Origin of the sequence: Celeribacter baekdonensis (assembly GCF_900102315.1) — a bacterium.
Lineage (GTDB): Bacteria > Pseudomonadota > Alphaproteobacteria > Rhodobacterales > Rhodobacteraceae > Celeribacter > Celeribacter baekdonensis.
Genome location: NZ_FNBL01000001.1, coordinates 188,487 through 207,997, shown reverse-complemented (window position 1 = coordinate 207,997; position 19,511 = coordinate 188,487). Strand labels below are relative to the sequence as shown.

Below are 19,511 nucleotides of genomic sequence, written 5' to 3'. Positions count from 1 at the left end.
ATTGGGGGCCTTTGCGGGTTTAGGGCGTGTGAGGCGGGGTTAACGGTTGGCACCCGGACCCATACCTGTTTGTGGACCTGTTTGTGGACCTGTTTGCATCCCAAGGTGCAACCCACATGTGCCATCACACATCAAATACCGGCTCGAGACCCAAGCCTTTTGACCTTGCGGCGTTTGGACCTCGGCCCAGCCGCCTTGTTGATTGAGCAGTTGAAGCTGTGTGCCAGACTTCAACGCCAGCAGTTTGTGATACTGTGTGCCCGGTCCGGCGCGCCCGTTCAGAGTCACGCCTTTGCGGACATAAACCTGATCTTGGATTTGAACCTTCAACTGTTGCTGTTGCTGCATCGGGCGCGGCGCACTTTGGGCCGCTGCGGCAAAGGGTGCTGCGGCCATGGCGGCGATCAGAAGCGTTGTGGAAAAAATATGGCGACCGTGTTTCATCGGAACCTCCTATGATGCCCGTCGGTCTGTCTCACCTCTTGGACATCTGATCATCATACGGGGCTCCTCGGTTTTTCCGTCGCGATCTCAGTAAAAAATCCCCAAACCGCGATGATTTTCCTCGCCAAGACCGCTTGCCCTTCGCCGCCCACGCTCCTAGGTTTCGTGCACGCAAAGATAAGGGAAAACCATGGCGCAAAAACGCAGCATTTTCGAAGAGGTGGCCTCTGATGACACATCCAGGGCCGCGCCGAAAACCGGGTTGATCGAAAAGCGGGGCCGGGGCGCGCGCAAGGGCATCCGGGCGTGGCTCATGGTGATTTTCGCGCTGGTGATGATGATGATCGCGGTCGGCGGTCTGACCCGGTTGACCGATTCCGGTCTCTCGATCACCGAATGGAAACCCGTCACTGGGGCCGTGCCGCCGATGGGGGATGCCGCGTGGACCGCCGAGTTCGAAAAATACCAACAAATCCCGGAGTATCAGTTGCAAAATGAGGGCATGAGCCTGTCCGAGTTCAAGAGCATCTATTGGTGGGAATGGGGCCACCGTCAACTTGGCCGGGTGATCGGCATGGTCTGGTTTCTGGGCTACGCGGGCTTTGCCTTGGCGCGCAAAGTGCCAACCGGTTGGCACAAACGCCTGATTTTCATCGGCGCTTTGGGCGGGCTTCAGGGCGCGATTGGCTGGTGGATGGTCTCCTCTGGCCTTGAGGGCACGCGGCTTGATGTTGCCTCTTATCGCCTCGCCACCCATCTGGGGCTGGCGTTCATCATCTTGGGCTTTATCGCATGGTATGTCTTTTTGTTGGGTCGGTCTGAGCCCGAATTGATGCAGGCCCGGCGCGCCACGGATAAAAAGCTTTATGGCATGTCCACCGGGATGCTGCATTTCGCCTTTCTTCAGATCATTCTGGGCGCTTTGGTGGCCGGGATTGACGCGGGGCGGGGCTATACCGATTGGCCGCTGATGGGCGGGCAGATCTTGCCGCCGGACCCGTTTTACATCACGCCGATCTGGCGCAATCTCTTTGAAAACCCGGCGCTGGTGCAGTTTATCCACCGCGTCATGGGCTATCTTTTGGTGATCTACGGCATCGTGTTGTGGTCCAAGGGCCGCAAATCCGCCAATCGCACCACGGCAGGGGCGTTTGACCTGATGGCGGCGGTGCTGTTTTTGCAATTGGTCCTGGGCATCGTGACGGTTCTCAACGGCGCGCCTTTGATCCTTGGCATCGCCCATCAGATCGGTGCGGTGGCGCTTTTCGTCGCCATTTCGCGCGCCCGGTTCCTGAGCTTTTATCCCAAACCTCAATCGGTCCGGGAGGGCCTGTAATCATGTCCGCATTTGATGATCTGATGGGTTTTACCCGTGAAACCCGTGCGCTTGGTGCCATCATGGGCCGGCTGAACTGGGATCAGGAAACCATGATGCCGCGTGGGGCCGCCGAGCAGCGCGGCGAAGAATTCGAAGCGTTGGAGAACGTGCTCCATACCCGCAAATCCGACCCCCGTTTGGGGGATTGGCTGTCCTCGATTGATCCAAGCTCTTTGGACGCGGAGTCTCAGGCGCAGTTGCGTCACATCCGCCGCTCCTATGAGCGCACGGTCAAAATTCCGGCGCGTTTGGCGGCGGAATTGGCCAAGGTCACCTCCATGGCCCAAGGGGTCTGGGCCGAGGCCCGCGCCCGCGATGATTTCGCCCATTTCGCCCCGATGTTTGAACAGGTCGTGGCGCTGCGCCGCGAAGAGGCCGCCGCTCTGCAACAGGGCACCGATCATGACCTGTGGGACGCGTTGCACCAAGATTACGAACCCGGCTCGTCGGGTGCGGAATTGGACGCCATGTTCGGCGCGCTGCGACCCCGATTGGTGGCGCTGCGCGATAAAATCATGGGGGCGGATCAGCCCAAAGGCCTCACCGGCACCTTTGATGAGGCCAAACAAATGGCGCTGACCACGGCGCTGGCCTCCGGCTTTGGCTATGACTTCGCGCGCGGGCGGATCGACAAGGCGGTGCATCCGTTCTCGTCTGGTTCGGGCCAAGACGTGCGCATCACCACCCGCACCAACCCTGAAGACCCGTTCAATTCGATCTATTCGACCATCCATGAGGTCGGCCACGCCTGCTATGAGCAAAACATCAATGGCGACTACCTTTTGACGCCTTTGGGCGAGGGCGTCTCTATGGGCGTGCACGAAAGCCAGTCGCGGATTTACGAGAACCAACTTGGCCGTTCGCGTGCCTTTACCGAATATCTTTATGGCCAGATGCGCGACAGCTTTGGCGACATCGGCATTGACAGCGCCGAAGGGTTCTATGCCGCCGTCAACCGTGTCATGCCGGGCTATATCCGCACGGAATCCGACGAGGTGCAATACAACCTGCATGTGCTTTTGCGCTTTGATCTTGAGCGTCAGATCATTGGCGGCGATTTGGAGATTGCCGATTTGCCAGAGGCCTGGGATGCGCGGTTTGAGGCAGATTTTGGCGTCAAAGTCGATAAAATATCAAACGGCTGTCTTCAGGACGTGCATTGGCCGGTGGGTCTTTTTGGCTATTTCCCGACCTATTCGCTGGGCAATGTCTACGCCGGGTGTTTGCATCAAGCCCTGCGCGCCGACGTGCCGGATTTGGACAGCGCTCTGGTCAAAGGCGACACCGCGCCCGCGACTGCGTGGTTGGCCGAGCATCTGCAACAGTTCGGCGGTCTGCGCGAGCCGCGCGACACCATCGTTCATGCCTGTGGCTTTGAACCTTCGGAAGCGCCGCTTTTGGAGTATCTTGAGGCAAAGTTTGCCGGGATTTACGGGTTCTGATGGCGAACGTGTTGGACAAACCCGCGCTGGAGGCCTTTCTGGCGCGGGATTTCACCGAAGTGGGCGATGTGTTGAGCGTCGAGACCGTCACGGACGACGCCGTGACCCTGCGCCTCACCCCCGACGCGCGCCATGTCCGGCCCGGCGGCACACTGTCCGGGCCGACGATGTTCCTCTTGGCTGATGTGGCGCTCTACTTTGCGATCCTCGCCAAAATCGGTCCGCTCGCCTTGGCCGTGACCACCAATGCCCACATCGACTTCATGCGCAAACCCGCCGCCGATCTGCCGCTTTTGGGCGAAGCGCGGCTGTTGAAACTCGGCAAAACCTTGGCCGTGGGACAGGTCGCGATCCGCAACCCCGGCTCGGACGCGGTCTTGGCGCAGGCCTCGCTGACCTATGCCATTCCGCCGAAGAGGGGGTGAGGTGTATTTGGCTGCGAGGGATTGGTTTCTGGAGGGCCTAACGTCCGGTTTGAGGCCAGAGTGACTGTCCCGTGTTTTGCACTTACGTTCTCTGTGCTAAGAACTTGAAGTAGTGTGGGAGACAGCGGGCTATGAAGACATTTGACGCGAACATTTTAGAAACGCTCAATAAAGAGTGTAATGGAGACGGCGTACATTATATCGGACTGGGTGCGTATGACTTTCAAATGTCCTTTGGTAATTTGGACCGTATCAGGACCATGGAAAAGGCCGTCTTTTCAATGAGTGGAAGACGTTATTCATGGATGAAAAGCCCGTCAAACATTCCCTTTGGTTTGCTCATTGAGCAAGTGCCTAACCATTTCGAACTTCCAAACTTGCTAGTTCTACGGATGTGCTTCAAGTCAGGGGATTTCGTGGAATTTCACACAGCAGAAAGTGCTTATGAATCTGTCGTAATCGACCTCGGCGTAAGGGACGGTGTCCATGTGATTGAAGTTTTTTGATAGTCACTTTATCCTAGGCATCCGCCAAGTCCCCCGCAGCACGAAATCCCCCAGTTATGCCCCTCAAAGCGCTCCCCGCGCCACGAACCAGGGTTCGCATTGGCTGCGGATGTAGGGCCAGAGTTTGGGGCAGCCTTTGGCGATTTTTACGCCGACGCGGGCATCGAGTTGGTGCAGTTTCACATCATAGGTGCGCCATGAGCCGCCGTCATCGGCCAGATTGTGCAGCACGGGCTGGACCCGGTCGATGGATTTGGCAAAGATCGCGGTGGCGGTTTGGGCGGCTTCGAAGTCTTCCCAAATGGCGCGAAACTCTGCGCCTTGCTCAGGTGGCAACAGGCCAAACAGGCGGTCTGCGGCTTTGATCTCGGCCTCTTCTTGTGCCTTTTGGGCCTCGGGTGTCACCGCGCCATGGATCGGCGTGTCACCGGCATCGACCTCGACAATATCGTGCAGCAACAACATCTTGAGCGCCAAAGCAATGTCCACGCCGTCCTGCGCCTGATCCGCAAGCGTCAGGGCGTAGAGCATGATATGCCATGAGTGTTCGCCGGTGTTTTCCTTGCGCGAGCCATCGGCAATGGGGGTGGCGCGATAGACCGATTTCAGCCGATCCGCCTCACACCAAAAGGCAAAGCGGGCGGCGAGCGCGGGGTCCACCGGCTCGTTATAAAACCCGGCGCGGGTGAATTCGAACACCTCCGGCAGGATGTCTTTGGTCTTGGTGGCGCGGCCTTGGGTCAGGTTGGTCGCGACGATGTGACGTTCGTCGTCTTGCTGTTCCGGCGCACCAATGCATTGCAGCGCGGGGGCGAGGAAATCAATCGCCTTGGCATAGCGCGCGGTCGGGCTTTGCATTACCTCGAACTCTTCCCAGGTGGCGCGAAAGCGGCGGCACAGATCGTCAGGCAGAAGGCCATAAATGCGATCCGCTGCGGCCTCTTCCAACGCGGCGACAGAGGCGGGGTTGTGGCTGATGTGGATCGGATGATCGCCCGCATCGACCTCAACAATGTCATGCAACATCAGCATTTCGATGACGCGGGAGATGTCCACGTCCGGCCCGGCCAAAGGCGCACACAGGAGCGCCAAAAGGGCGGCATGCCAGGAATGTTCGGCAGAGTTTTCAAACCGCGAACGATCCATCAATTGATTGGCGCGCAGCACGGTTTTAAGCCGATCCGCCTCCCGCAAAAACGCATATTGGGCATTCAGTCGGGCGGACTCTTGCCCCGTCAGATTGGGCAAAGCGGGCAGGGTGGCGTCAATATTCAATGTCATCCTCGGCACTGGGCGGGGGGGCTGAGGCGGACAGCCCTTTTTTCGCCTCTTCGATGCGCTTTTCAAGATAGGCGCGCGCCCGTTTTTCCGACAGGCGCACGCGGGCAGAGGTCAAAAACGCCTCCTGTGTGGTGACAGAGGAGGCGCCGATGACGCGGGCCACATCCTGAATAAGTTCATCCGTGCCAACAATGTCCAAGGCGTCGATCGTGTCCTTGGCCAAGGCGTCGGCCAGATCTTCCATGATGCTCATCGTGTGGCCCTCCCAACGCCTGTCGTTAGCGGCTGGTTTCGGTCAGACGGCGGCGGACATAGGTGTCGACCGAGCTGATCATATGTTCCATATGCGGATCTTCAAAGAAGTGACCCGCACCTTCGACCTCTTCATGGGTGATGGTGATGCCCTTTTGCTCATGCAACTTGGCGACCAAGGACTGGGTGTCTTTCGGCGGGGCGACGCGGTCGGCCGTGCCGTTGATCACCAGACCCGAGGCCGGGCAGGGTGCCAGGAAGGAGAAATCATACATATTGGCGGGCGGGGCGACCGAGATAAAGCCGGAGATTTCCGGGCGACGCATCAAAAGCTGCATCCCGATCCAGGCCCCAAAGCTAAAGCCCGCGACCCAGCAATGTTTGGCATTGGGGTTCATGGATTGCAGATAATCGAGCGCGGAGGCGGCATCTGACAACTCACCCACACCTTGATCATATTCGCCCTGCGAGCGACCCACACCACGGAAGTTGAACCGCAAAACGGTAAAGCCCATCTGGTGGAAGGCATAATGCAGGTTGTACACCACGCGATTGTTCATCGTGCCGCCGAATTGCGGATGGGGATGAAGAATGATGGCGATGGGGGCGTCTTTAGCGCGTTGCGGATGGTAGCGGCCTTCAAGCCGACCTTCTGGGCCGGGAAAAATCACTTCGGGCATTGGGTCCCTGTCTCCTGTTTCGTTCCGCGGGCCAGCTTACGTTGCACACACCGAATTATGTGGCGCGCAAGGAGGGCCCGAGCGGAACGAGCCCTGTCGGGCTGTCGCTTTTGCTCTCGTTTTTCCACCGCGCTGCCTTTATAGTTGACGAAATCTCTCGGGCAATTTAGAAACATTCTAAATCTGCGTGAGCGACCGCGCGGGAGTGGTATGGAGGTAAGGCTCCACGCCGCATACGTCAATGTATTTGCGCCGTTTTTCGCCTCATTACGAAGGGGAAACGCGCGGAAATGCGCCAAAACGGCCCCTGTGACCGCTCGTGTCGTCATTGATGCGGTGTTTGGAGCGTTTAAGAAGCGGATTACGCCGCGATGATCGGGCCAAAATGGTCTCGGATCGCATCAAGAGGGACTGTGACATGAAGCTGTCGACCAAAGGACGTTATGCAATGGTGGCGCTCGCGGATTTGGCGTTGCAGCCGGACAATGCGCTGTTGTCTCTGGCAGAGATTTCCAAACGCCAAGACATCTCGTTGCCGTATCTGGAGCAACTGTTCGTCAAACTGCGCCGGGCCAATTTGGTGATTTCAGTGCGCGGTCCGGGCGGCGGCTATAAATTGGCGCGACCGGCCTCTGAAATCCGTGTCTCTGACATCATGGGGGCGGTCGATGAAACCGTATCGGCGATGCACACCGGGGCCGGGGCCTCGGGCGGCGTGTCCGGGTCACGGGCGCAAAGCATGACCAATCGGTTGTGGGAGGGCCTGTCGGCGCATGTCTATGTGTTCTTGCACCAAACCCGGCTTTCGGACGTGATCCGCAACGAATTGCGCCCCTGTCCGGCGGTGCCGACCCTGTTTGCCGTTGTAGATGAGGACTAAGGCAATGCCACGTATCGCCATTCTTGATGCGCATCCGGGGGCGGGGCGGTTTTGTACTGCGCTGGCGGACAGCTATGCCACCGCGGCACAAGAGGCCGGGGCCGACATCAAACGGATTGTGCTGCGTGACATGGCATTCGACCCGATCTTGCACAATGGGTACGCTCAGGTGCAACCCCTTGAACCGGATCTTGAAACCGCGTTTGAGACGGTTGAATGGTGCGATCATTTTGCCCTGTTCTATCCCACATGGTGGGGCGGGCATCCCGCCCTTTTGCAAGGCTTTTTTGAACGCACATTCTTGCCCGGAAAGGCGTTTAAGTATCACGAAAACGATCCGTTTTGGGACAAGCTCCTCAAAGGCCGTACCGCTGAGGCGATCACCACGATGGACACGCCCGCGCTGTATTACCGCATTATGAACCGCAATGCCGGACCCAACCGGATGAAGCGCACGATCCTTGAATTTACCGGTATGAAGGCCAAGGTGCGCCTTGTTGGATCGCTGCGCAACACATCCGAAGATCAGCGCAAGGCGCTTCTCACGTGGGCGGGCAAACTTGGCGCGGCCAAGGGGGCGTCATGAGCCGCACATATCTTGATCACAACGCAACGGCACCGCTTGGCGTGGCGGCGCGAAAGGCGATGTTGGCGGCGATGGATGTGGTGGGCAATCCCTCCTCGGTGCATGCCGAGGGCCGGGCCGCCAAAGGTCTGATGGAGCGGGCGCGGGCGCAGGTGGCGGCGGCTTTCGGGGCCGATGGCGCGGATATTGTGTTCACCTCGGGGGCGACAGAGGCGGCGGCTCTGGCGATGTCTGGACGGGGTTTGCACTGTGCCGATGTGGAACATGAGGCGGTGTCCTCCTGGTCGGGTGGCGCGCTTCCGGTGACCTCAGACGGTGCGGTCATTTGTCTGAACCCTGCGATGTCGGCGCTGCAATTGGCGAATTCCGAGACGGGCATCGTACAGGAACTGCCGGACGGATTGGCGCTTTGCGATGCGACGCAGGGCTTTGGCAAACGGCCTGTGGCGTTCAACTGGATCGGCTGTGACATGGCGCTGATCTCAGGCCATAAGATTGGCGGGCCGAAAGGCGTTGGCGCTTTGGTGCTGCGTCAGGGATTGGACGTTGAGGCGCAGATTCGCGGTGGCGGCCAAGAGATGGGGCGGCGTTCGGGCACGGAAAACCTGATCGGTATCGCAGGCTTTGGCGCGGCGGCACAAGCGGCGGCCAAGGCTTTGGCAGATGGGGTCTGGGACGAGGTGGCGCAAAAGCGCGATCTGTTGGAAGACCTGTTGGCACAAGAGATCGACACGCCGATGTTTGTCGGCAAACCCCACGCGCGGCTGCCCAATACAATGTGCCTGATCACGCCCGGTTGGAAGGGCGAAACACAGGTGATGCAAATGGATTTGGCGGGCTTTGCGGTGAGTGCCGGATCGGCTTGTTCCAGTGGCAAGGTCAAGGCCTCAAAGGTGTTGCGCGCCATGGGCTATGATGAAAACGAGGCGATGAGCGCGCTGCGCGTGTCCATTGGGCCGCAGACGACAACACAAGAGATTGAGCGGTTTGCCACAGCTTGGTGTGCCGCCTATGGCCGTTGGAAAAAACGAGCGGCCTAAACCGATATAAGAGGGGCCGACACGAGAGCCCCATAAGACGCACACGCCATTACGGCGCAGACGAAGGAGTGATCCGATGACGGATGACGTTCAGGTTAAAGACGCGGTTCAAGTCAAGGACGGGGTGGAACAGGACACTGTTGATGCCGTTCAGGCGCTGGCTGGCACCTATAAATATGGCTGGGACACCGATATCGAAATGGACTATGCCCCCAAAGGCCTGTCCGAGGATATCGTGCGTTTGATTTCGGCCAAAAACGAAGAACCGAAGTGGATGTTGGACTGGCGGCTTGAGGCCTATCGCCGTTGGCTGACCATGGAAGAGCCGAATTGGGCCATGGTCGAGTATCCCGAAATCGACTTTCAGGATCAGTATTACTATGCTCGTCCGAAAAGCATGGAAGAGAAGCCGAAATCTTTGGACGACGTCGATCCGAAACTTTTGGCGACCTATGAAAAGCTCGGCATCTCTTTGAAAGAACAGATGATTTTGGCCGGCGTCGAAGGCGCGGGCGAGGTCCCTGCCGATGGGGCCAATTCCGAGCGTAAAGTGGCGGTGGACGCGGTGTTTGACTCGGTCTCTGTCGGCACGACCTTTAAAAAGGAGCTTGAAAAAGCCGGGGTGATTTTCTGTTCGATCTCGGAAGCGATCAAGGAACACCCGGAGTTGGTTCAGAAATATCTGGCCTCCGTTGTGCCGGTCTCGGACAACTATTACGCCACCTTGAACTCTGCGGTCTTCTCGGACGGGTCCTTTGTGTACATCCCGCCAAACACCCGTTGCCCGATGGAGCTCTCGACCTATTTCCGCATCAACGCCGAAAACACCGGCCAGTTTGAGCGCACGCTGATCATCGCGGACAAGGGATCTTATGTGTCCTATCTCGAAGGCTGCACAGCACCACAACGCGACGTGGCCCAACTTCACGCCGCCGTGGTCGAGATCGTGATCATGGACGATGCGGAGGTGAAATATTCCACCGTGCAAAACTGGTTTCCGGGCGATGAGAACGGCAAGGGCGGGATCTATAACTTTGTGACCAAACGCGCTGATTGCCGCGGCGATCGGGCGAAAGTGATGTGGACACAGGTCGAAACCGGCTCGGCGGTGACGTGGAAATACCCGTCCTGCATTCTGCGCGGGGACGACTCTCAGGGCGAGTTCTATTCCATCGCCATCACCAACAACATGCAGCAGGCCGACACCGGCACGAAAATGATCCACCTTGGCAAAAACACCAAGAGCCGGATCGTGTCGAAAGGCATTTCGGCGGGCAAGGCGCAAAACACCTATCGCGGTCAGGTCTCGATGCACCCGAAAGCGAAGAATTCGCGCAATTACACCCAATGCGACAGCTTGCTGATCGGCTCACAATGTGGGGCACACACCGTGCCTTACATCGAGGTCAAAAACAACTCGTCGCGGGTGGAACATGAGGCCACCACTTCGAAAGTCGATGATGATCAACTGTTCTACTGCCGTCAGCGCGGCATGGACGAAGAGGAGGCCGTGGCCTTGGTCGTCAACGGCTTTTGCAAAGACGTGTTGCAAGCCCTGCCGATGGAATTCGCCATGGAAGCGCAGCAATTGGTGGCGATTTCACTTGAGGGATCTGTGGGCTGATGACGACGCGCGGGCTTCTTATTCAAACGCTGATTGCCACGGTCCTTTGGGGCCTTGGCATGGTGTTGGTCTTTGATTGGCCGCGTGCCGAAATCCTTAAGCCGATGGTGTTTTTCGCCGCCGTATATTGGGGGATTGGGCGGATTATTGGCCTGATCCTTGCGAAACGGTCACAGAAATGACGCCGCGCCTCCCCGCTCACATCCTCCACGTTCTTTCGAATAGGGCCTGATATGCATCTTGAACTTCTTCCTCTCTTTGCCAAGCAAAGCCTCGGCGTGGCCGTGGGTGTCTTTATCGGCGCGATCATCGGCCTGTCCGTGCGCGCCAAACGTGCGGGCACCAAGGGGCTTTATAAAGACAGCGTCTATGCCACCGCCTTTCTCGCCTCGATGCTGGCCTTTGCCGCGATGACTCTGATCCGTTTGATCACGTTTAAGGGCTGAGATGAGCAACACGCCGACATATGTATTTGACCCGAAAGGGCCTGAACTGACCTTTCCATTGGAGGTCATGAGCTTTGTCTGTGGGCAATATGATCAGGCGGGCGTGATCCTTGAATACGGCTCAGGCGGCTCCACCGCCTATGCGGCGGCGCAGCCCGGCAAGGTGATCTATTCGGTCGAGGGGTCAAAGGACTGGCACGGCGCGATGCAAGCGCATTTTGCGGCGCACCCGCCCAAGGCCGAGGTGAATTTGATCTATGCCGACATCGGCCCCACCGGGGATTGGAGCTGGCCCAAAAACAACGCCAAATGGCACCGCTACCCGGATTATTGTTTCGGTGTGTGGCAGCGCGACGATTTGATTGCACCGGATTTGGTGCTGATCGACGGACGGTTCCGGGCCGGATGTTTCTTGGCCACGCTGAGTTCGATCCAAAAGCCGACCACCGTGCTTTTGGACGATTATGTCGGCCGCGAAGAGAAATACAGTGCCATTTTGGACTTTGCCACGATCACCGCGCTGCATGGCCGGATGGCGCAGTTTGATCTTGAGCCAATCGACACGCTGCCCGCAGACAAACTTTATACCCTGCTGAAAACCTTTCAGGTGAAACTGTGATGTATACGCGTGATCATAGCGATGTTTTTCGAAACACAGTGTTTCCGGCTTCGCAGGATATGCCCGAATTTTGCCATTTTAGCGTGGTAAACGGAACGCGTATGGGGCGTATCGAAGGGTTTGGTTATGACGTATCAGCATCAGGAGTTTCTCAATCGTTTGAACCGCGTCGCACGCGCGCCGCAAAACGGGGTGAGTATGATCGGGCCAGCGCAATCGCAAAGTATTGGCCGCAATCACCGTCTGACGCAGATGCTTCAGCGCCACAAAAGCCTCGGTGTTCATGGTCGTCCGATGGGCGAGCCACGGTTGAAGGTCACACAAATCATCTCCTATGTGATCGCCTTTGGCATGGGCGGGATGGCGGCGGTGATCGCGCGCGCGCTGCGCTATCAAATCTCCGGCCAAATCTCTGGCCAAATCTCTGGCACAATGACTCCCAACGCAGATTTCGATCTGGCGCTCGATGTGCTGTTCGCCATCGTGGTCGCCTTTGTTCTGCGCGAGGCGGTGTCTTTGTCGGCGGTCAAACGGATGGGCGCACAGTGTGCTGGGATTCTTTTGGCGATGGTGACGATGCACAATGTCGTCCATCACATGCCGGACACGTTTGCGCGTTTGTTCTCGACGCAATGGGTCGCGCATGTGATACAGACCACCGAACCCGGTACGCTCAATTTCCGTGGACAAAGTTACAAAATCTAGGCGAAGAGACCCGTCGCAGAGAAACCCGTCAAGATGACCCTGCGTCAGCCGCAAAAGGCGCAAGATTACCGCAGGATTGCCATGATCTGATCCAATTCCCGAACCAATCTGAGGCTTATAAAAAGCAGGCAGACAAAAAAGGGCAGGGATCAGATGCAGCATGCACAGCACGCGCAATTCGCCTCACGGATCAGTCGGATCGAACGGGGCGGACCCAATACGTTTTCGACGGTGTACACCGGGCTGCAAGACGCGGACACGCCCAAGGGCACAAAAGTCTCTGGCGTCACCCATATGACGCGGCAAGACCCAGATCGTCCCTCGGCGCGCATTTTGATGCGCGCGGGCCTCAAATCGGGGCTGATGCAAACCACGGCGCTCGGGCTGTGTTTGCTGCTCTATCTGCGCTATGTCGGCCTGTAAGCGCCGCCTCTCAATCCCGCCCCAAAGCATGCCCTTTTGCGCTGCGCTCGGGGGCTAAACCACAACAACGCACATATAAAACACCGATGCCTGCCGCGGATCTTCCGCGCGCGGGCCATTCCTCGTGAAAGGACAATAAAATGTTGGAAATCAAAAACCTCCACGTCAAACTTCAAGAAGAAGACAAACAAATTCTCAAAGGCGTCAACCTGACGGTTGGCGCGGGCGAAGTGCATGCCATCATGGGGCCGAACGGGTCGGGCAAATCGACCACCTCCTATGTGCTTTCGGGCCGCGATGGCTATGAGGTCACCGAAGGCGAGGCACTTTTGAACGGGCAAAACCTGTTGGACATGGAGCCGGAAGAACGCGCGGCTGCCGGTCTGTTTTTGGCCTTCCAATACCCGGTCGAAATTCCGGGCGTCGGCAACATGACCTTTCTGCGCACCGCCGTAAACGCCCAACGCAAAGCGCGCGGCGAAGACGAATTGTCTGCCACCGAGTTCCTGAAACTGGTGCGCGAAAAGGCCAAGTCGCTGAAAATCGACGCCGATATGTTGAAACGTCCGGTCAATGTCGGCTTTTCCGGCGGCGAGAAAAAGCGCAACGAAATCCTGCAAATGGCAATGCTTGAACCGCAACTCTGCATTTTGGACGAAACCGATTCCGGTCTTGATGTGGATGCGATGAAACTGGTCGCCGAGGGCGTCAATGCGCTGCGCGATAGCAAACGTTCCTTCGTCGTGATCACCCACTACCAGCGCCTTTTGGACCATATCAAACCCGATGTCGTTCACATCATGTCGAACGGCCGCATCATCAAATCCGGCGGGCCGGAGTTGGCACTTGAGGTCGAACACAATGGCTATGCCGATTTGTTGGCGGAGCAGGAGCAAGCCTGATGACACGCTTTGAGATGAAACAACGCAAACTCGACGCCACCGCCGAGCGGGTTTTGGGCATGGTGATGCCGCAGGGCGCGCCTTGGGCCAATGACCTGCGTCAGGACGCTTTGAACCGCTTGCTGTCCATGGGCTTGCCGCAAGGCCGCGATGAATATTGGCGCTGGACCAAACCCGACAGTTTGACGGCGGACAGGCCGGCCAAGGCGGCGGTGTTCCAGTCCGATGACACACCGCTTTTCACCGCGCTGGATCGGCTGAAACTGGTCTTTGTCGATGGGGTGTTTGACGCTACGGCCTCGGATGCGCTTGAGGGCGAGAATCTTGAGATCATGCGTTTGACCGATGCGCTCGGCAGCGACATCCATTGGGTCAAAGACGCTTACGGCGCGCTTGAAAAACGCGCCCAAGATCCGGTCGATCGGCCGCTGGCTACGCTCAACACTGCCTTTGCCACCGACGGTATCGTGATCCGCGCCACGGGGCCGGTGACTCGCCCGGTGTCGCTGATCTATCTGCACCGCGATGAGACCTCGGACGCGATCCTGCACCATGTGATCAAACTCGATGCGGGCGCGGAGCTGACGTTGTTGGAAAACGGCCCGGCGGCGGCGCGGTTTAACAAGGTGATGGAAATCGAGGTTGCCGATGGCGCGCGCTTCCATCATGTCCGTGCCCAAGGCCGCGATCATGAGCGTCGGGCTGTCACGCATTTGTTCGCCTCTGTCGGCTCGGATGCGGCGTTTAAATCCTTCACCATGACCGCCAACGGCGTCTTGACCCGCAACGAAGTCTTCATCGACATCGTGGGCGATGACTCAGTGGCCCATGTCGCGGGGGCTGCGATGGGGGACGGTGATTTCCTGCATGATGACACCGTGTTCATCACCCATGCGGGCCTGCGCTGTGAATCGCGTCAGGTGTTTAAAAAGGTGCTGCGCAACGGCGCCAAAGGCGTATTCCAAGGCAAGATTTTGGTCAAACAAGCGGCGCAGAAAACCGATGGCTATCAAATCTCTCAGGGGCTTTTGCTCGATGAGGACAGCCAGTTCCTTGCCAAGCCCGAGCTTGAGATTTACGCCGATGATGTGGCCTGTTCGCATGGTTCGACCGTGGGCGCGATCAATGAGGATGCGCTGTTTTACCTGCAATCGCGCGGCGTGCCTCATGCCGAGGCCACCGATCTTTTGACACTGGCGTTTTTGGCCGAAGCGATTGACGAGATCGAGGACGAGGCCATCAGCGCCGATATTCTCAACCGTCTTGAGGGCTGGCTTGCCCGGCGTCGGGGCTAACGATGGGTGTGGTCACCGATATGGTGCGCAGCTACCGCGCCCCTCGCGCGGTGCTGCGGCACAGGTTGGGCCAGGGTGAGAATGAGGGCGGGGCTTTGGTCACGCTCATGCTCGCCTGTGGCCTGATCTTTGTCGCCCAATGGCCGCGCCTGTCACGTGCGGCCTTTGAGACCGGGCAAGAGGTGCAAATGCTGATGGGGGCCACGCTGTTGGGCTGGCTCTTTATCATGCCGCTGGTGTTTTACGTTATCGCCGGTCTGATCCGCTTTGTCCTCTCGCTTTTGGGCGGCACTGCCACCGGGTATGAGATCCGTCTGGCGGTGTTTTGGGGCCTGCTCTGCGCCGCGCCTTTGTGGCTCCTTTGGGGGCTGACGGCGGGGTTCGTTGGACCGGGGGCGGCGACCAGTTTGGTCGGGGTGATTGCGCTGATGGCGTTGATGTATTTCTGGGGCATGGGCCTGTCTGAGGTCGCCTTTTCGAAAGAGACAAAAGATGTATGATGTAGAGGCGATCCGCCGCGACTTTCCGATCCTGTCCCGAACAGTCAATGGCGCGCCTTTGACCTATCTCGACAATGGCGCTTCGGCGCAGAAACCGCAGGTGGTGATCGACGCGATCACGCGCGCCTATTCTGAGGAATATTCCAACGTTCACAGAGGGTTGCACTTTTTGTCTAACCTGTCGACTGAACGCTATGAGAGCGTGCGCGGGGTTGTTCAGACCTTTTTGAACGCGGGCTCGGAGGATGAGATTGTCTTTACCTCCGGCACCACCGAGGGGATCAATCTGGTCTCCTACGCTTGGGGCGCTGAGAGGCTCAAACCCGGCGATGAAATCATCCTATCCGTACTCGAACATCACGCCAATATCGTGCCCTGGCATTTCCTGCGCGACCGTATGGGCGTGGTGATCAAATGGGTCGATTGCGCCATGGACGGCAGCCTTGATCCGCAGGCGGTGATTGACGCCATTGGCCCCAAAACCAAACTCATCGCCATCACCCAAATGTCCAATGTCACCGGCACCCGTGTCGATGTCAAAACCATCTGTCACGCCGCACGCGCGCGCGGGATCGCCACGCTGGTCGATGGCTCGCAAGGGGCCGTGCATGGTCCGGTGGATGTGCAAGACATCGGTTGTGATTTCTATCCGATCACCGGCCATAAACTTTACGGTCCCTCAGGCTCCGGCGCGATCTATATCCGTGCTGAACGTCAGGCCGAAATGCGCCCCTTCATGGGCGGCGGCGATATGATCGACACGGTGACGAAAGAGACGGTGACCTATGCCAAACCGCCGCTGAAATTCGAGGCGGGCACGCCCGGCATCGTGCAAACCATCGGCATGGGTGTGGCGTTGGAGTACCTGATGGCCATCGGCATGGACAAGATTGCCGCCCATGAGGCCAAACTGGGTGCTTATGCCGCCGAGCGGTTGCAGAATCTCAATTGGCTGACGGTGCAGGGCACGGCGCCGGGGAAGGGTGCGATCTTTTCCTTCACCATGGAAGGGGCGCATGCCCATGATCTGTCCACCGTGTTGGACAAAAAAGGCGTCGCCGTGCGCGCCGGGTCGCATTGTGCCATGCCTTTGATGGAGTATCTTGGCCAAACCGCCACCTGCCGCGCGTCTTTTGCGATGTACAACAGCTTTGAAGAGGTGGACCGACTGGTCGAGGCGCTGGAACTCTGTCACGAATTTTTCGCCTGATCTCAATTGCACAAGGCGGCGCGAAAACAGATTGCGCCGCCTTTTTTCATCGCCTATACGATCCCCCACAGGCACCCGTAGCTCAGCTGGATAGAGCGCTGCCCTCCGAAGGCAGAGGCCACAGGTTCGAATCCTGTCGGGTGCACCATTTTTGTTTGGCCTACCGCTTCGCTGCTTGAGGCCGAATTTTCCGATCTCCAAATTCAATAACAGTGCCAAGCGGCAGGTGTTTTTCTTTAAAACACCGAGAGCCACTGACCCTGTGCCAAACCTCACTTGCCAATCAACCCTCGCGGGCCGCCGGAAATCAACAAGGCGACATTCGCCATCGCGCGCATCGGCGCGTAGCCCGGCGGCACGGCGATGTAGCGCGGGCGCCAGTCGGGGCGGAATTTTTGTTTGAAACTGCGCAGACCTTCGAAATTGTAAAACGCGCCGCCATGTTCAAACATCATCCGGCCAAGGCTGTTCCACATCCGCGCGGTCGGGCGCGGTGACAGGCCGGACAAAGGCGCGACGCCGAGGCTGAATTCCTCCGCCCCCGCCTCGCGCATATGTTCAATGAGCGAGAGGAACAAAAATTCCATCATGCCGGAGGCCTCATCAGGCAGATAGCGCATCAAATCAATCGCCACGCGTTTGCCGTCGCCGGGGGCCAGGACATTGGCAAAGGCGACAATGCGCCCCTCGCGCCGGATCACGGCGAGGGGGAAATGGTCCAGATAGGCGCGATCAAACCGCCCGACAGAAAAACCCTTTTCCCGGCCAGTTTTGCCACCCAGCCACGCGGTGGAAATGGCCTCGATATCGGCAAAGACGGCGTCCGAATGCGGCGGCGCAAGCATCTCAAGCGCCAAGCCCTCGCGCTGCTTTTTGTTATAGGCGGCGCGCATGGTTTTGAATTTCGAGCCCGACAAGGAAAAGTCTTTCAACACCACCACAGCCTCTTCGCCGATTTTGTGCAAGGAGAGACCCATTTCGATCCACAAGGGCAAATAGGTCTCGCTGACCTCGTAAAACACCGGGCGGCCATTGGCGCGTTGGGCCCGTTCAAAAAATTCCCAAGCCAGATCATGCACTTCGGAGGCCGGGCCGACCGGATCGCCAAGCGCCACCCAGGCCGAGCGTTGCACACCATACATCAGATAGGCGCTGTTTTGGTCGGAAAACATCAATCGCTTGTCGCCCGAAAGCGCCAGACAGGCCTGCGGATCGGAGGTGTTGGCCAAAACAGCACTGGTGCGGGCAATGGAGCCATCGCGGTCCGCGTCCGCTTTGTGCGTATGCGCCGGGCGCAGCGCCTGGATCACCGTGAACACCAGCAACAGCGTTGAGGCCGCAACCCCCGCGCGCAGGGAGCGCGGGGTGTTGGCATTGGCGGAAAACTCTGTCCACAGGCTCAAGGAGTAGGGCGTGGCGCGGTGCAGGAAAAAGAAAAATGCCGCACTGGCCAGCAAGGAGGCCAGAACCAAAGCGATCCAGGCGGGGGTGAATACCCCATCGGTCAACTTGGCCTGACGGTAAAAGGCGCGGCGAAACGGCAGCATCGCCAAAAGGCCCACGGCCAAAATATCCATGCTCTCAAAGTCGAAATTGTTGAACATGGCGGCAAGGATGCCCATGCCCATGGCGAGGATCATCAGCCAAAACGCCGCCGACACCCGCCGCAACAGCGCATGCGACAAGATCAACAACACACCCCCCATCACGGCGGTGCCCAAAACCCCAATCTCAAGCAAAAGCGCAGCGCTCAGATCGCCTTCATGGAGCGCGCCAGCTTGAAACGAGGGCACAAAGGCCACGGCAAGCAGGAACACGCCATAGCCAAAGGCGGTGACGGCCACGAGTGACGGTACGATGCCCGAGAGCGCGTTATAGGCCGGGCGCAGATCGGCGCGGGGCGCAGAGAAGAGTTTTGACAAAGCGCCGCCCGCGATGCGCAATTCGTTGAGCGACACGATGAGAAAGGCCAGAGCGAAAGGCAAAAGGTAATAGATCGCGCGAAACAGAAGCAAGGCGGCGGCGATATGGCCAACCGGGGTGTCTCCGGGCAGGGCGGCGATGATTGCGGTTTCAAACACACCAATGCCGCCGGGCACATGGCTGATCACGCCCAACATCATTGCACCGGCAAAAATGGCGGTGAACGTGGTGAAATCGGGCCGACCTTCGGGCAGCAACAGCCACAGGCACAGGGCGGCGGCCAAAACGTCAATCAGGCTAAAGCCGAGCTGGCCAAGGATGGCCGCGGGCGGCGGCATGGTGACTTCAAACCGTCGGATTTTGAGGGTTTTGCGACCAATCGAAAGGGTCATCAGCGTCGCGAGCGCGAGACCCACCAGAGCGGTCGCCCCCCAGCGGATCACATCCGGCGACAAGACCGTGCCACCGATCACGCTGGGATGCAGCGCCAAGGCACCAAGGCCGATGAAGGTCAGCCCCATGCCAACGGAGACGGCGATATAGGTTGAGACGGTCGCCACCTCAAACGCGTCCAACCCCAAGGCGGCATAGATGCGATAGCGCACAGCACCGCCGGAGACGATACTGACGCCAACGGTGTTGCCAAAGGCCGAGCCCAAAAAGCTGCCCATGGCGACGGCGCGCAGCGGCAACCGGCGATCAATAAAACGCAAGGCCCACCAGTCATAGCCCGTCAACGCGCCGTAGCCGACAAAGGTAGACAGCACGGCCAGGAGCAAGGTGGACGGCGGGATCGAGCGGGCCTGTGCGATCACATCCTTGGGATGGACCGAATGCAACAGATGCGACAGCGCCGCGATGCCGAGGCCAAACAAGGCCAGTCCCAAAATCAGCGGCACGCTCCGGCGTAAAAGGGCGCGGGTTTTATCTGAGAGGCGGTGCATCCGGGG

22 protein-coding genes and 1 tRNA gene are annotated in these 19,511 nt (G+C 58.5%); 18 read left to right on the top strand and 5 right to left on the bottom strand.

Features of this window, described 5'->3' with window-relative positions:
• Window positions 1-39: 39 nt before the first annotated feature.
• Window positions 40-444: an SH3 domain-containing protein gene (locus BLT54_RS01010; protein WP_074640202.1), complete on the bottom strand. Its 405-nt coding sequence runs from the start codon at window positions 442-444 to the stop codon at window positions 40-42.
• Window positions 445-634: 190 nt separating this feature from the next.
• Between BLT54_RS01010 and ctaA the strand changes: the two genes are divergently transcribed.
• From ctaA to BLT54_RS00990, 4 genes are all read left to right on the top strand, one after another.
• The gene (ctaA, locus tag BLT54_RS01005; RefSeq protein WP_074640200.1) at window positions 635-1,780 is read left to right on the top strand and encodes a heme A synthase; all 1,146 of its coding nucleotides are present in this window, start codon (window positions 635-637) and stop codon (window positions 1,778-1,780) included.
• Between the two features lie 2 nt (window positions 1,781-1,782).
• On the top strand, window positions 1,783-3,264 hold the full coding sequence (locus BLT54_RS01000; protein ID WP_074640198.1) for a carboxypeptidase M32: 1,482 nt from the start codon (window positions 1,783-1,785) through the stop codon (window positions 3,262-3,264).
• Complete coding sequence (locus tag BLT54_RS00995) at window positions 3,264-3,689, top strand: PaaI family thioesterase (protein WP_074640196.1); 426 nt, start codon at window positions 3,264-3,266, stop codon at window positions 3,687-3,689. The genes BLT54_RS01000 and BLT54_RS00995 overlap by 1 nt, the downstream gene beginning before the upstream one ends.
• A 131-nt stretch (window positions 3,690-3,820) precedes the next feature.
• The gene (locus BLT54_RS00990) at window positions 3,821-4,195 is read left to right on the top strand and encodes a hypothetical protein (RefSeq protein WP_074640194.1); all 375 of its coding nucleotides are present in this window, start codon (window positions 3,821-3,823) and stop codon (window positions 4,193-4,195) included.
• Between the two features lie 63 nt (window positions 4,196-4,258).
• Here BLT54_RS00990 and BLT54_RS00985 read toward each other — a convergent pair whose 3' ends face one another.
• From BLT54_RS00985 to BLT54_RS00975, 3 genes are read right to left on the bottom strand one after another with little or no spacing between them, the layout of a single operon-like run.
• A complete protein-coding gene (locus BLT54_RS00985; protein ID WP_074640192.1) occupies window positions 4,259-5,476 on the bottom strand; it encodes an HD domain-containing protein in 1,218 nt (405 codons plus the stop codon).
• Window positions 5,460-5,729, bottom strand: a complete 270-nt coding sequence (locus BLT54_RS00980; protein WP_074640190.1) for a hypothetical protein — start codon at window positions 5,727-5,729, stop codon at window positions 5,460-5,462. Before BLT54_RS00980 ends, BLT54_RS00985 begins: the two co-directional genes overlap by 17 nt.
• 25 nt (window positions 5,730-5,754) lie before the next feature.
• Complete coding sequence (locus tag BLT54_RS00975; RefSeq protein WP_074640188.1) at window positions 5,755-6,408, bottom strand: alpha/beta hydrolase; 654 nt, start codon at window positions 6,406-6,408, stop codon at window positions 5,755-5,757.
• Between the two features lie 418 nt (window positions 6,409-6,826).
• Between BLT54_RS00975 and iscR the strand changes: the two genes are divergently transcribed.
• The 14 genes from iscR to BLT54_RS00905 all read left to right on the top strand — a co-directional run bounded on the left by iscR (window position 6,827) and on the right by BLT54_RS00905 (window position 16,786).
• Entirely contained in the window at window positions 6,827-7,288 is a 462-nt protein-coding gene (iscR, locus tag BLT54_RS00970) for a Fe-S cluster assembly transcriptional regulator IscR (protein ID WP_074640186.1), read from the top strand.
• A gap of 4 nt (window positions 7,289-7,292) precedes the next feature.
• Window positions 7,293-7,874 (top strand): NAD(P)H-dependent oxidoreductase, encoded by a 582-nt coding sequence (locus tag BLT54_RS00965; protein WP_074640184.1) that lies wholly within the window; start codon window positions 7,293-7,295, stop codon window positions 7,872-7,874.
• Window positions 7,871-8,914, top strand: coding sequence for a cysteine desulfurase family protein (locus BLT54_RS00960; protein ID WP_074640182.1), 1,044 nt, complete (start codon window positions 7,871-7,873; stop codon window positions 8,912-8,914). The genes BLT54_RS00965 and BLT54_RS00960 overlap by 4 nt, the downstream gene beginning before the upstream one ends.
• A 76-nt stretch (window positions 8,915-8,990) precedes the next feature.
• The gene (gene sufB / locus BLT54_RS00955; RefSeq protein WP_074640180.1) at window positions 8,991-10,538 is read left to right on the top strand and encodes a Fe-S cluster assembly protein SufB; all 1,548 of its coding nucleotides are present in this window, start codon (window positions 8,991-8,993) and stop codon (window positions 10,536-10,538) included.
• Entirely contained in the window at window positions 10,538-10,720 is a 183-nt protein-coding gene (locus tag BLT54_RS00950) for a hypothetical protein (RefSeq protein ID WP_074640178.1), read from the top strand. The genes sufB and BLT54_RS00950 overlap by 1 nt, the downstream gene beginning before the upstream one ends.
• Before the next feature lie 51 nt (window positions 10,721-10,771).
• Window positions 10,772-10,984, top strand: coding sequence for a hypothetical protein (locus tag BLT54_RS00945; protein WP_009571844.1), 213 nt, complete (start codon window positions 10,772-10,774; stop codon window positions 10,982-10,984).
• A gap of 1 nt (window position 10,985) precedes the next feature.
• Complete coding sequence (locus BLT54_RS00940) at window positions 10,986-11,603, top strand: hypothetical protein (RefSeq protein ID WP_074640176.1); 618 nt, start codon at window positions 10,986-10,988, stop codon at window positions 11,601-11,603.
• Between the two features lie 126 nt (window positions 11,604-11,729).
• Entirely contained in the window at window positions 11,730-12,308 is a 579-nt protein-coding gene (locus tag BLT54_RS00935) for a hypothetical protein (protein WP_074640174.1), read from the top strand.
• 153 nt (window positions 12,309-12,461) lie between these two features.
• Window positions 12,462-12,731, top strand: coding sequence for a hypothetical protein (locus BLT54_RS00930; RefSeq protein WP_074640172.1), 270 nt, complete (start codon window positions 12,462-12,464; stop codon window positions 12,729-12,731).
• Window positions 12,732-12,871: 140 nt separating this feature from the next.
• Window positions 12,872-13,633 (top strand): Fe-S cluster assembly ATPase SufC, encoded by a 762-nt coding sequence (sufC, locus tag BLT54_RS00925; protein ID WP_074640170.1) that lies wholly within the window; start codon window positions 12,872-12,874, stop codon window positions 13,631-13,633.
• Window positions 13,633-14,928 carry a SufB/SufD family protein gene (locus BLT54_RS00920; protein WP_176832801.1) on the top strand — a complete coding sequence of 432 codons (1,296 nt, stop codon included), beginning with the start codon at window positions 13,633-13,635 and terminating at the stop codon, window positions 14,926-14,928. The genes sufC and BLT54_RS00920 overlap by 1 nt, the downstream gene beginning before the upstream one ends.
• Before the next feature lie 2 nt (window positions 14,929-14,930).
• The gene (locus BLT54_RS00915) at window positions 14,931-15,428 is read left to right on the top strand and encodes a YIP1 family protein (protein ID WP_074640168.1); all 498 of its coding nucleotides are present in this window, start codon (window positions 14,931-14,933) and stop codon (window positions 15,426-15,428) included.
• Window positions 15,421-16,638: a cysteine desulfurase gene (locus BLT54_RS00910; protein ID WP_074640166.1), complete on the top strand. Its 1,218-nt coding sequence runs from the start codon at window positions 15,421-15,423 to the stop codon at window positions 16,636-16,638. Before BLT54_RS00915 ends, BLT54_RS00910 begins: the two co-directional genes overlap by 8 nt.
• 71 nt (window positions 16,639-16,709) lie before the next feature.
• A tRNA-Arg gene (locus tag BLT54_RS00905) sits at window positions 16,710-16,786 on the top strand.
• A gap of 124 nt (window positions 16,787-16,910) precedes the next feature.
• Here the strand turns inward: BLT54_RS00905 and mprF are convergent.
• The gene (mprF, locus tag BLT54_RS00900) at window positions 16,911-19,505 is read right to left on the bottom strand and encodes a bifunctional lysylphosphatidylglycerol flippase/synthetase MprF (protein WP_074640164.1); all 2,595 of its coding nucleotides are present in this window, start codon (window positions 19,503-19,505) and stop codon (window positions 16,911-16,913) included.
• Between the last annotated feature and the right edge of the window lie 6 nt (window positions 19,506-19,511).